Here is a 13,649-nt window from a genome sequence, read left to right as displayed (position 1 = left end):
ACACTTTTTTGGACGCTATCGATTTTGATTCACCAATCTCCATTACATTACCTAAATACATTACCATAATTCTATCTGAAATATGTTTAACAACACTTAGATTATGAGCAATAAATAATATAGTCAAATTAAGAGTTTTTTGTAAATCTTTTAATAAGTTTACTATCTGTGCTTGAATTGAAACATCTAAAGCACTAACAGGCTCATCGCATACCAGGATTGTAGGCTTTAATATTAGAGCTCTTGCTATACCTACACGCTGACATTGCCCACCTGAAAATTGGTGAGGGTAGCGGTTTACATGTTTTGGCGATAAGCCAACCAGCTTCATAATCTCTTCAACTCTTTGAAGTCTTTCTTTTGCTGATAAGTTTGGTTCATGAACTCTTAGGGGTTCTGCTATAATATTTCCTACAGTTATTCTTGGATTAAGTGAAGCAAAAGGATCTTGGAAAACCATCTGAATATCTTTTCTTACTGGTTGCCAAGCTTTTTTTGTCTTAAGAGCAGTTAAGTCTTTACCTGCCCAAACAACTCTACCTTCTGTAGCACTAACAAGCCCAACAATAGCTCTAATTAATGTTGACTTACCACAGCCTGATTCACCTACAATACCTAATGTTTCACCTTTGATTACATCAAAAGAAACACCATCAACGGCCTTAACATATCTTGTTTCTTGCCAAGGCCATGATTTTTTAAGAGGAAAATGGATTTTTAAGTCACTAACGCTTAATAAAGGGTTTTCAGTCATATTATTACTAACCTCTCTGACTTATTATTTTTTCACTATTAAAACATGCTACTAAATGTGTATTATTAGCTCCCATATTTTTAAGTACAGGTGTATTTTCAATACATGCATCTGTTGCATAAGTACATCTTGGTGAGAATGCACAACCTCTAGGTAGATGCGATAAATCAGGTGGTTCACCAGGAATTGCTTGTAATTGTGATTTTGGTAAATCAACTCTAGGAGTAGCAGCCATTAGCCCTGTAGTATATGGATGATAATGATTATTAAATAAACCATTAATATCTGCAGACTCAACTAAAGAGCCTCCGTACATCACCATAACTCTATCACAAGCTCCTGCAACAACCCCAATATCATGAGTTATCAAAACTGTTGCCATTTGAAACTCTTTTTGAAGACCATTTAATAATTTTAAAATTTGAGCTTGTACAGTTACATCTAGAGCTGTAGTAGGTTCATCCGCTATCAGAAGTTTAGGCTTACACATAAGAGCCATAGCTATCATTACACGTTGACGCATACCACCAGAGAATTCATGTGGATATAGCTTAATTCTATTTTTAGCATCAGGGATATGTACAGCATCTAGCATTTCTATAGCATGTTTTCTTGCTTCCGATTTTGAGCAGTTTTTATGAATCATCATAGTTTCACAAAGCTGTGCTTCTACATTTATATATGGGTTTAATGAAGTCATAGGATCTTGGAAAATCATTGAAATATCATTTCCACGAATTTGATTTAGAGTCTTAGTTTTCATACCAACTAGCTCTTGACCATTTAGCTTTACCGAACCTGTAATAACAGCATTAGGAGCTGATAAACCCATAAGGGCTAAAACTGTTTGGCTTTTTCCTGAGCCTGACTCACCGACTATTCCTAATGTTTCACTTTCATCAAGTGTAAAGCTAATATTATTAACTGCACTTATCAAGCCATCATTGGTTTTGAATTTTACATTTAGGTTTTTAATTTCTAATAATGACATAAATTCTCCTTAACGATGTTCACGTGGGTCTAAGGCATCTCTTAAGCCATTACCAATAAAATTAAAACATAATAGTGTTACTGTTAAAAATATTGAAGGAATAACTAAAATCCACCAATAATTAAAAGTTATTACCGCAACACCATCACTAATTAAACCACCCCAATCAGTCATAGGAGGCTGTACACCTAAACCTAAGAAGCTTAAAAATGCAGCTGTCATAATAACTATAGGAACAGTTAAAGTAATATATACAGCTACAATACCTATTAGGTTTCTGACAATATGACGCGTAATAATAGTTCTTTCTTTAACACCACAAACATATGCAGCTTCAATAAACTCTTTACTCTTAAGTCCTAAAGTCTGACCTCGCACAACACGAGCCATATCTAACCAACTCACAGCTCCAATAGCGATAAAAACTAGTACAAAATCTCGACCAAAGATAGTAACTAACAATATTGCAAAAAACATAAATGGTAAACCATATAGTATATCTACTATACGCATTAAAACACTGTCAATCTTACCTCCAAAGAAGCCTGCTGTAGCACCAACAAGTGTACCAATTATTACACTTACAAGTGTTGCTACAAAGCCAATTTCTAAGGTAATTCTACCGCCTACCATTACACGTGTGAAAACATCTCGACCCAGATCATCTGTACCAAACCAATGTATAGCACTAGGTGCTTGGTCAACTTGGAGTAAGTTTTGATCTGCGTAACTGTATGGTGAAAACCATGGAAGTATAATTACAGCTAAAACTATTAAGATTAGTATTACTAAGCTGATCATTGCGGTTTTATTTTTCTTAAAACGCAACCAAGCATCATGATAAAGGCTACGTCCCTTAAAAGCTTCATCATGAGACTGATCTGCAATATTATTTAAAAAATCAGCATTTTTCTTTTTTTGATTTAATGTAAAACTCTGAGCCATAATCTACCTCCTAATATCTAATTTTTGGATCTAAAAAGGCGTAGATAATATCAACGACTAGATTAAAAAGGATTACTAAAACACTATATACAATTGTCAAAGCAAGTACTAGGTTATAGTCACGATTTGTTGCTCCTTGAACTACTTGAATACCAATTCCAGGGATAGTAAATACTGTCTCAACAACTACTGAACCAGTTAAAATACCAGCAACAGCAGGACCTAGGAAAGATACTACAGGCATCAAAGAAGGCTTCAAGGCATGTTTCCATATGATACGTGGCATTGACAAACCTTTAGCTTTAGCTGTACGAATAAATGGAGAGCTAATAATTTCTATTAAACTACTACGTGTAATCTGTGTAATAATAGCTATATATGGAATTGCTAGTATAATTACTGGTAGGATCATATCATTCCATGAACCCCAGCCACCTGATGGGAACCAACCTAGTATTACAGAAAATATTAATACAGCAATAGGAGCTGTTACAACAACAGGTGTAGAAATAAATAGCATCGCAATGATAGTTATAATATGATCAATAAAGTTAACTTTAGTATTACGTGATATAGCTGAAAATATACCAAAGATAACTCCAAAAATAGTTGCAATAATAATACTATAAATACCTAACTGTACAGATACCCAAAAACCACCTTGGCCGCCATCAGGGAAGACAAGGTTATTAATTGACTGACCTTGATACTTAAAGGAATATCCTAAATTACCATGAAATAAACCATCAAGATAATAAAAGAACTGTTTCCATAATGGGAGATCTAAATGATACTGATGATGTAGTTGTTTTAATACTTCAGGAGATAACGCTCTTTCTGAAGCAAAAGGATCTCCTGGTGTCATATGTACCATTAAGAAACTAACTAAGATAACAATAAAAAGGGTAGGGATTGCTCCTAACAACCTCCTTAAAATATAACTAAACATTTATTTTCCTTTTAATAAATTTACTTTTGATACTTAAATGACAACCACTTATCATAGATGAAATCTTGGTGGTTAGTTTCCATTTGATAATTTTGTACGTATGGTTTAACAAGATGTACGATAGCATTTGAATATAAAGGGATAACTGGATAATCCTTCATGCCTATTTCTGCAGCTTTTGTATAATAAGGTTGTGCAGCCTCAGCAGTAGCTTGTTGCTCTGCTTGATTAATTACTTTATCATATTCAGGATTGCAATAGCCTGGATCATTTTGTGGATTATTACATGTCCACATATCCAAGAAATTATCAACTGTATTAAAATCTGCCAGCCAACCGTCTCTAGCAACACCTTGATAGTTATGAGCTTGTCTGACTTTAAGGAAGACTTTAAATTCAGAATTTGCTTCAGTACTATCTACTCCTAGAGTTTGTTTCCACATTTGAGCAATAGCTTCCATTACTTTCTTATGTACGGAGTCCGTATTATATTCTATAGATATTTTTAATGGATGTTCTTTTGAATAGCCTGCTTCCTTATAAAGCTTCTTAGCCAAAGCAATACGTTTTTGCATTGGCCAATCTTTCCATTTGTATGTAACATCTTTATAACGTTCGTTTTCAATACTAGTAGGGAATAAGCTATAAAGAGGAATATCACCTTCTTTTGTAACATATTTTGTAATATCTTTTCTATTAATTACTAAAGATAGAGCTTCACGTAGTTTTACATTGTCTTTAAATGGAGCTTTCTCTAGATTAAAGTCTAAATATTCCATGTCTAACCATTGAGTCGTTTTAAGCTGACCTGGGAATTTTTTCTTAATCTGAGCAAGATTACTTGATGGAACATACATCACAAAATCAGCTCTACCAGCAGCATAAGCATTATATGCAGATGTTCTATCGACAATTGGTAAAAATTCAACATTTTTAATATGGACATTCTTAGCATCCCAATAATATGGATTTTTAGTTACCGTAACATGTCCATTTGGAACCCATTCTTTTAGATAATATGCACCATTTGAAATATATTTACCTGGTTGGAAAAATGCTTCACCATATTTTTCAATACCAGGTTTATACGCTGGGTATGAAATTGAATCAGCCATTATACTTAAAAAGAAATAAACAGGGTGAGATAATGTAATTTGTAATGTATAAGGACCTAATGCTTTTACACCTAGTGATGAAACAGGTTTTTTGCCATCCATAATCGCTTGGGCATTCTCTATAGGGGCAAGTTTATAAGCCATTTCAGATGCATTCTTAGGAGTAACATTACGCTGGAATGAATAAACAAAATCTTCAGCAGTTACAGGCTCACCATTTGACCATTTAGCATCTTTACGCAGATAAAAAGTATAAACTAGATGATTATCAGATATTTTCCATGATTTAGCAACACCAGGAACTGGTGTGTTTGATTGATCTAAAGATAAAAGTCCTTCACCTATATCAAATAATATATTAGCTGCCATATTAGTTTGAGTATGCATTGGATCTAAAGAATCAGGCTCTGATCCATTTGCTCTAACAAAAGTATCTTTGCCAGCAGGGGCATAGATACCTACTTTAGATGAGTCTGAACTCTTGCTAGAATCACAGCTAGCTAAAGTCATAGATAGTAGTCCTGTTGCCACCATTAAAAATAATGTTTTTTTGTATTGCATATTTGATCCTTATGGTTTATTACTATGGCAAATTTATTTTAATAATCATTATCATTAATAAATTAATATTTCATAATCGTTCTCGTGAACATCTAATATTTTTACCACAGTTATAAATACACAATCAATTTGTTTATAGCAAAGATTAAAAATATATTGATTTTAAATTATGGTTTTATGATTAATATTTAATCAAATAGTAACTAAATATATGTATTTAATATTATTAATAGTGAATAATTATTTAAGAAACTACACTCTAAGAAAATATTTTAAAGTATATTTTAAAGATGAATGTTAAATATATATTAAACTATAATGAATGTTTATTAATTATCTAGTTTTGATGTATCTATTGGTTTTCCATTAATTGCTATAACAGGTCCAGGCTCTAAAGGAAGCTTTTTGATAGTATTATTATCTTGACAGCCTATCAAATTAAGTTTTCTTAACTCTTTAAATGATGAAGTAGGGCAGCCATCCTTTATTTTGCTAGGAAGACAATAGCCTTTCCAAGTCCCAAAATCATGAGTATCTAAGCATTTTTTATACTCAGGAACAGATAAGTATTTAGGAGTATAAGTCCCTGAATTAGTACCTACCATTTTAGGAGGGCTTTGAACATTAGTCTTATCTGTATCACAGCTAGTTATTAACGTTGATAGTAACAAAAGTGATGCCGCGACAAGTGATATTTTTATCAATTTTCTCATATTTATCCTTTCTTTATTGTTTACTAAACAGCAACTATTATGAATAATACTATATCGACTTTGGATCTCTAGCTCAAGATATTAAGCTATCAGGTGATATCATAACCCTTGCAATTGATAATCAAGTAGCTGTTTTCTACTAAAAATCTATCCTATTTTTTTCGATACTTTTGCAATCTACTTTTAGGTTTATCAGGAATAGTCATCTCTATAAAACCTTGCTCTAAAGCTGGATTAAGATACCTGTCAGCAAATGATTTTCTATCTTTCAAACCTAATTTATCTTGTATTTCTTGTCTTGATAGCTCGAAAGTTCCTAAAACTTTGAGAAGCTCTTTGACTTGGGGGGTGACATGCTGTGTGACTTGGTGGGTGACATGCTGTGTAACTTGGTGGGTGATGTCTTTGATTGAGATTAGAAGCATCTCAAGCATAAACTCTATAAATACAGAGCAATCAGTATTATCTGTACTATTATAATATGTTTGTTGATTGTCATATATGATGCTTTCAACTGGTAAATAACTAAAGATTTCATTCCATTGGCTTAAAATTAGCGATTGCCATAATCTACCCATACGACCATTACCATCAGCAAAAGGATGTATAAATTCAAATTCATAATGAAAAATACAACTACTTATCAAAGGATGTTCATCTGTATTAGATATCCAATTAAATAGATCAGCCATTAAATGAGGAAGTTTCTTACTTGGAGGTGTGACATGAATTACACCACTACCAGACATAACACCAACAGATCCAGAGCGATAGCGACCGATCTCATCAACCAAACCAGTCATTAGAAGCAAGTGAGTTTTAATAAAGTCTTCTTCACTCTTATAGTTTAGTGTGTTAAAAGTATCATAAACTTTGATAGCATTTCTGATTTCTAGGATTTCTTTTTGAGGTGCTAAAACTTTTTTACCTTCAAGTATTGCTGTAATAATAGACTCATCTAGAGTATTACCCTCTATTGCTAGGGTTCCTCGTATAGTTTTAACTTTATTTACCTTGCGTAGTCTAAGATCTCTTTGGATTTTTGATGAAGCATTTATCTCACCAACCATTTGGCTTATTTCAGATACTAATGAAACAATTTTAGATGTAATAGTGTATGGTGCTTTATACTTCATCAATAGTTTCGTTGAGGTATCTATAGATAGAACAACATAAAAATACTACTTTTAGCATAGCAGACTTATATCAAAAACGGTTAATTTAATCATACTTATTTATTAAAATAGATTTTATTAGCAAATTTATGAGCTTTGAAAATTGTTCCCCATTGAATCTTATATACATCTTATAAATATAGACTGTATGAGGTGATAGTACTAAAAAATTTAAATTAATGGTACTCGCAACTGGATTCGAACCAGTGACCCCTACCATGTCAAGGTAGTACTCTAACCAACTGAGCTATGCGAGTAATGATTCACACATTATACCGTACATTTTTTAAAAATCAATATCTCATAGATATACCAAAGTGTAAGTATATAAAGAGTTAGAGATATTTTTATTTAATATTCTTTATTAAAAAAATACTCATGTTAAAAATAATTAACTTTAGGAACTTATACTCAAAATCTAAATATATTCAAAATGACTATATGTCATATGAATAAACTGAAGTTAAAGGGCTTAAAACCCCAAATGATAGTTGCCCGCTATAAGAGACAGGATAATGAGTGGAATTTCCTTCGGACAACTATCAGGGGAGCTATTATTAAACACTATATAAAACAGACTTTCAAGTCTTTTTTTGTAATTTGAAAAATTAATCTTTTATTTATTATATTAAGTTAATAATTTATATATTTGCCGATATTGTTAACATCACACAGATAGTCACTAGCAGTAGGAGTAGCAAAGATGAATCGATTGCAAGCTAGTAACTATCTGGGACATTAACTATTAAACTCAGTTTAGAAGGTTATTATAGGCATATCAACTAATAAGCTTAACCCCGAGATGATAGTTGCCCGCCATAAGAGGCAGGATAATGAATGCAAAGTTCCTTTCGGACAACTATCAAGGGGAGCTATTATTAAACACTATATAAAACAGACTTTCAAGTCTTTTTTTGTAAAAAATAAGAAACTATTAAAAAAATAGGGTTAATAAGTCGTGCGACTTTTTACATTCTTTTATTACATATCTCAGTATAAATAACTTACCCTTAGTTTTTAGGAGATTTTAATTATGCATATTCTCAAATATATCAAAATAGTGTTTTAACAGAATAAGCTATACAATAGTATTAATTTTCTCAAATCAATAAAGCAATTATTTTTAACTAATCTAATTTATATAATTTAATAAATAATTTAATATATAACTATATTAATAAAAACTTTAAGTTATTTTATGAATGCTACCAAATTCAAGAATATTCTTAGTACAGGTTATTGGAGTGATTTTTATGTTTATCCAATAGCTGCTATTATATTTTTTTGCTATGGTCTATATACACTTAATTTTAATATAAAAACTGTAGCTGTATTATTTATAATAGGTATTATTCTTGGATCATTTATTGAGTATTTTATTCATAGAGTTCTTTTTCATCATTGTCCTGTATTTAAAGAGCTACATCAATTACATCATGATAAACCAATTGAGCTAATAGGTAGTCCTACGTATATATCACTACCTGTATATACAGTATGTGTTTTTATTCCTTTATGTATTATTACTCTTAATATAGCCTATGCGAGTATTATTTTTAGTGCATTTCTATTAGATTTACTACTTTACTTTATAGTTCATCATACAACACATCATGTTAGATCAAAGAAAGGGTCAATACTACACTGGTACAAAAGACATCATGCAGCACATCATCTAAATCCAAATATAAATTTTTCAGTAGCTTTTCCAATTTGGGATATTATTTTTCGGACTAAGCAAAAAAAATAACTTTCTTAATATTAATTGTTATTTATATTAATTAATATATTATTTAACCCATATCTCTATAAATTATATTTTCTATGCAAAAATACACATTTTTTGTTAGTTGCGCAAAGGGCATCGAACTACTATTAAAAGACGAATTACTTAGATTAAATATTACATCATATGAAAAACTAGCTGGCGTTGAGTTTGAGGGAACACTAGAACAAGCTTATAAAGTCTGTATATATTCACACTTAGCTAGCCAAGTTATGCTAAAAATAGCTACGGAGAAAGTTACTGATCAGCAAAACTTATATAACTTTATATATTCTATAAATTGGATGAGTTACTTTGATGTAGATAAATCTTTTAAAATTATAATTTCTGGTAAGCATTATGATTTTAACAATACTATGTTTGTTTCACAAAAAACGAAAGATGCAATTGTTGATCAATTCCGTAGAGAGACAAATCAACGTCCAGATGTCGATACTGATAATCCAAGTAATGTAATCAAGCTTCATTTACATAAGCAATTTGTAAATGTTTTTTTATGTTTAAATATTGATAGCCTGCATAAGCGTAGCTATAGGCAATTCCAAGGTCAAGCACCTCTTAAAGAGTCTCTAGCTGCTGCAATACTTTTAAAAGCAGGGTGGTTAGATGAGCTAAAAAAAGATCAGCCTATACTTATAGATCCAATGTGTGGTTCTGGAACTATATTAATAGAAGCAGCATTAATGGCAAAAAATATTGCTCCTGTTTTATTAAATAAAGAATTTAAAATTTTTGACTCAAAAATTCATGATGAAACTCTATGGGATAATCTAATAAATTTAGCTAAAAAGTCACAAAAATCTACAAATGCAATTATTCAAGGCTATGATATTGATAATAATGTCTTAGATAAGGCAGAAAAAAATATTTATCAAGCTGATGTTGATGATGTTATAAACATCAAACGTAGAGATATTCGTGATCTTGAAAATGAGTTTGATAGTCAAGGTCTAATAGTTACAAATCCTCCGTATGGCGAGAGGCTATATGGTGATCAACTTGATGAACTTTTAGATATTTTTAATGGTTTTGGTGATAGATTATCTCAAGATTTCTACGGTTGGAAAGTAGCTATTCTTACAAGTTTTGCTGAGTCAATCAAAGAAATGCAGCTTCGTACTACAAAGCGTAATAAGTTTTATAATGGTGCTATTGAAACAATTTTATATCAATTTGATATAAATGAGCATGCAAAATTTAAGTATGAAAGCCAACTTGAGAAAAATATCCGTATAGCAGAAGCAAGTGCACAAAAATCTGATGAGCATATAGACTTTTCAAATAAGCTTAAAAAGAATCTCAAAAGTTTAAAACCATGGTTAAAACAAGCAGGTGTTGAGTGCTATCGTTTATATGATGCTGATATCCCAACTTTTGCAGTTGCTGTAGATATCTATGGTGAGCACGTGTTTTTACAAGAATATCGTGCTGATGCAACTATAGATCAAAATATTGCTAAACAAAGATTTTATCAAGCTATATATCAAATACATAAAACTTTAGGTATAGCTTATGAAAATATCCATACTCGCGTACGCCAACGCCAAAAAGGTAAAGAGCAATATCAAAAAGAAAATGATAAAAATAATTTTCATGTTATAAATGAATTTGATGCTAAGTTTTATGTGAATTTTGATGATTATTTAGATACTGGAATTTTCCTAGATCATCGTAAGATTAGACAACTAGTTGCTAAAGCAGCTAAAAATAAAACTTTGTTAAATCTTTTTAGTTATACTTGTACAGCTAGTGTTCATAGTGCTTTAAAAGGCGCTAAAACTACTAGTGTAGATATGTCTAATACATATTTAGAGTGGGGTAAAAATAACTTTACGCTGAATAATATTGATCATAAAAAGCATAATTTTATTCAAGCTGATTGTATTAGCTGGCTAAAAACTAATACTGAGAAATTTGATGTGATATTTTTAGATCCACCAACTTTCTCAAATTCAAAGCGTATGGATGATATTTTAGATGTTCAAAGAGATCATGAGCTACTTATAAATCTAGCTATGGATTCACTTAAGAAAAATGGCGTACTATATTTTTCAAATAACTATAGACGCTTTAAAATGTCTCCAGAAATCATTGATAAATTTAACTGTGAAAATATTGATAAAAAATGTCTTTCAAGAGATTTCTTATCTAATAAAAATATCCATAATTGTTGGGAAATAAGATATAAATAATATCTAAGTATTAATAGTTTAGCCAATACTATCTATATATGGTAAAATCGAACCAGCATAAATACTATTTGATAAATAAAACTTAATGGGACGACTTCAGCAGAATTTAATGTATGCGATTATCTTAGTGGTGATCTTTGTTATTTGTATCTACTTTTTTACTTCTAATCGTATTTATGAAGTAAAAGGAATCTATTTACCTGCATATTCAACAAAACTACCTCCTACAAACCCTAATAAAATGCAAGTTTTTAATCTACGTTATCAAAGTGATACTGAAGGTAACATAGGTCAAATTAGGACTTCAATTCATGTAAGTAATCAAAAAGATTTTCAAACTTTATGTGATGAAAATTTACATAAGGCAATATTATTGGCTGCAGAAAATGGTGCAGATGAGATTAAATATGTTTGCTTATTCCCTGAAGGACAAATTAATGAACTAAGTAGCGTTCAGTTAAGAGCTTATGCTTTTAGGAATTAAGATAGATGAGAAAGCTAAATATAATTTTTGCAGGAACTCCTGATATCTCAGCCCAAGTACTAAAAGATTTATATAAAACTGAGCATAATATTCAAGCTGTACTTACACAACCAGATAGAGCAAAAGGGCGTGGTAAAAAAGTGCAATTCTCTCCTGTTAAAGAAGTTGCTTTAGAAAATAATACTCCTATTTTTCAACCGCTATCTTTTAAAAAGAACCCAGAAATTTTAGAAAAAATTAAAGAGTTAAAGCCAGATATTATTGTTGTTATAGCATATGGAATTATCGTACCCAAAGCATTTTTAGATATTCCAAAGTTTGGTTGTTTGAATATACATGTTTCATTATTGCCTAAATGGCGTGGTGCAGCTCCAATCCAGCGAGCTATTCAATCAGGAGATAGTAAAACTGGTATTTGTATTATGCAAATGGATGAAGGCTTAGACACTGGAGATATCTTAAATACTCTAGAAGTTGATATCCAAGATACTGATACATCACAAACCTTGCATGATAAGTTTGCTAGATTATCAATACAGCCTCTAATGGAAACTCTAGATAACATTGAAACGATTAAGCCTAGACCGCAAGAAGGTGAGCCTACATATGCTCATAAAATAACTAAACAAGAAGGGTTAATAGATTTTAATACAACATCTTGGCAAATTAGCTGTCATATAAGAGCATTTACTCCATGGCCGTCAGCATTTTTTATATTAGATAATCAAACTGTTAAAGTAGGGCAGTTTGAAATATTAGAGCAGTCATGTAACAAAACACCTGGAACGATACTTAATATATCAAAATTAGGTTTTGATATCTGTACTAGTGATGGAGTTATAAGATTTAAACAACTACAGCTCCCTAATAAGAAAATGCTAGAGATAGCTGATATTTTAAATGGTAATGACTTAAGCAAATATATTGGACATAAGATAGGATAGATTATGAAAGTTGGATTTATAATAGATAACTTAAACTCTTTTAATATTTCAAAAGATAGTACTTTTATGATGTTACAAGCAGCTCAAGACAAAGGCTGGGAAATTTATACATTTTATCTTGATGATTTATATATTATAAATGGTGATCCAAAAGGTAATTCTCTTAAAATAAAAATTCATAAAAATAAACAAACATGGTACGAGGTTTTATCTCAGCATAATGATTTTTCATTATTAGACTTAGATTGTATATTTATGCGTAAAGATCCTCCTTTTGATATGGAATATATCTATGTAACATATATGCTAGATTTAGCAAAAAAAAATGATGTTTTGATCGTTAATAATCCGCAGGCTTTAAGAGATTTTAATGAAAAAGTTGCTATCTCAAATTATCCTAGATTTGCTCCAAATACACTAATCACTAGAAGCTATAAACAAATTAATAAATTTTATGAAAAACATAAAGATATTATAGTTAAGCCATTAGATGGTATGGGCGGTAGTTCTATTTTTAGAATCAAAGATGGAGATAAAAATAAAAATGTAATTTTAGAAGTCTTAACAGAACATCAATCAAAATATATAATGGTTCAAGATTATCAAAAATCTATTAAAGATGGTGATAAAAGAGTCCTTATAGTGAATGGTGAACCTATAAAATATTTATTAGCACGTATTCCTAGTGAAAAAGATAATCGTGGTAATTTAGCAGCAGGTGCTACAGCTGAAGTTAGAGAGCTTAAAGATAGCGATTATAAAATTGCTAAAAAAGTTGCTAAAAAACTAAAAAAACAAGGTGTAATGTTCGCAGGTATTGATATAATTGGTGATAAACTTACCGAAGTCAATATTACGAGTCCTACAGGCATCCAAGAGATTTATAAAGCAACAAAAATAAATGCTGCAAGTTTATTGATGCAAGCAGTAGAACAGAAAATTGAAAAAATGAGAGAAGAAAATAAGGATAGTGAATAGTCAGAAACACTAATTTGCTTACTCGTAAGTAAACTTCTTTTATTATAATAACTCTTCAAAGA

12 protein-coding genes and 1 tRNA gene are annotated in these 13,649 nt (G+C 30.8%); 5 read left to right on the top strand and 8 right to left on the bottom strand.

Annotated elements, in window-relative coordinates; genetic code table 11:
• The 8 genes from F3D62_RS00780 to F3D62_RS00740 form a co-directional block, all read right to left on the bottom strand.
• On the bottom strand, positions 1–754 hold a 754-nt coding region (locus tag F3D62_RS00780; RefSeq protein WP_150466348.1), incomplete at its 3' end, for an ABC transporter ATP-binding protein.
• A gap of 7 nt (positions 755–761) precedes the next feature.
• The gene (locus F3D62_RS00775; RefSeq protein WP_150466347.1) at positions 762–1,745 is read right to left on the bottom strand and encodes an ABC transporter ATP-binding protein; all 984 of its coding nucleotides are present in this window, start codon (positions 1,743–1,745) and stop codon (positions 762–764) included.
• 9 nt (positions 1,746–1,754) lie between these two features.
• On the bottom strand, positions 1,755–2,690 hold the full coding sequence (locus F3D62_RS00770) for an ABC transporter permease (protein WP_150466346.1): 936 nt from the start codon (positions 2,688–2,690) through the stop codon (positions 1,755–1,757).
• A 10-nt stretch (positions 2,691–2,700) separates the two neighbouring features.
• Positions 2,701–3,639: an ABC transporter permease gene (locus F3D62_RS00765; protein ID WP_150466345.1), complete on the bottom strand. Its 939-nt coding sequence runs from the start codon at positions 3,637–3,639 to the stop codon at positions 2,701–2,703.
• 20 nt (positions 3,640–3,659) lie between these two features.
• A complete protein-coding gene (locus F3D62_RS00760; RefSeq protein WP_150466344.1) occupies positions 3,660–5,315 on the bottom strand; it encodes an ABC transporter substrate-binding protein in 1,656 nt (551 codons plus the stop codon).
• A 329-nt stretch (positions 5,316–5,644) separates the two neighbouring features.
• Positions 5,645–6,028 carry a hypothetical protein gene (locus F3D62_RS00755; RefSeq protein ID WP_150466343.1) on the bottom strand — a complete coding sequence of 128 codons (384 nt, stop codon included), beginning with the start codon at positions 6,026–6,028 and terminating at the stop codon, positions 5,645–5,647.
• A gap of 152 nt (positions 6,029–6,180) precedes the next feature.
• Complete coding sequence (locus F3D62_RS00745; protein WP_150466342.1) at positions 6,181–7,164, bottom strand: Fic family protein; 984 nt, start codon at positions 7,162–7,164, stop codon at positions 6,181–6,183.
• Positions 7,165–7,383: 219 nt separating this feature from the next.
• Positions 7,384–7,460: transfer RNA gene (locus F3D62_RS00740), tRNA-Val, on the bottom strand.
• A gap of 941 nt (positions 7,461–8,401) precedes the next feature.
• Here F3D62_RS00740 and F3D62_RS00735 point away from each other — a divergent pair.
• The 5 genes from F3D62_RS00735 to gshB all read left to right on the top strand — a co-directional run bounded on the left by F3D62_RS00735 (position 8,402) and on the right by gshB (position 13,587).
• Positions 8,402–8,953 carry a sterol desaturase family protein gene (locus F3D62_RS00735; RefSeq protein ID WP_150466341.1) on the top strand — a complete coding sequence of 184 codons (552 nt, stop codon included), beginning with the start codon at positions 8,402–8,404 and terminating at the stop codon, positions 8,951–8,953.
• A 74-nt stretch (positions 8,954–9,027) separates the two neighbouring features.
• Positions 9,028–11,181, top strand: a complete 2,154-nt coding sequence (rlmKL, locus tag F3D62_RS00730) for a bifunctional 23S rRNA (guanine(2069)-N(7))-methyltransferase RlmK/23S rRNA (guanine(2445)-N(2))-methyltransferase RlmL (RefSeq protein ID WP_150466340.1) — start codon at positions 9,028–9,030, stop codon at positions 11,179–11,181.
• Between the two features lie 85 nt (positions 11,182–11,266).
• Complete coding sequence (locus tag F3D62_RS00725) at positions 11,267–11,665, top strand: hypothetical protein (RefSeq protein ID WP_150466339.1); 399 nt, start codon at positions 11,267–11,269, stop codon at positions 11,663–11,665.
• 5 nt (positions 11,666–11,670) lie between these two features.
• Entirely contained in the window at positions 11,671–12,609 is a 939-nt protein-coding gene (gene fmt, locus F3D62_RS00720; protein WP_150466338.1) for a methionyl-tRNA formyltransferase, read from the top strand.
• 3 nt (positions 12,610–12,612) lie between these two features.
• Complete coding sequence (gshB, locus tag F3D62_RS00715) at positions 12,613–13,587, top strand: glutathione synthase (protein ID WP_150466337.1); 975 nt, start codon at positions 12,613–12,615, stop codon at positions 13,585–13,587.
• Positions 13,588–13,649: the final 62 nt, after the last annotated feature.

The organism is Francisella sp. SYW-9, from assembly GCF_008711465.1.
GTDB lineage: Bacteria > Pseudomonadota > Gammaproteobacteria > Francisellales > Francisellaceae > Francisella.
This window is presented reverse-complemented; position numbering and strand designations above follow the sequence as displayed.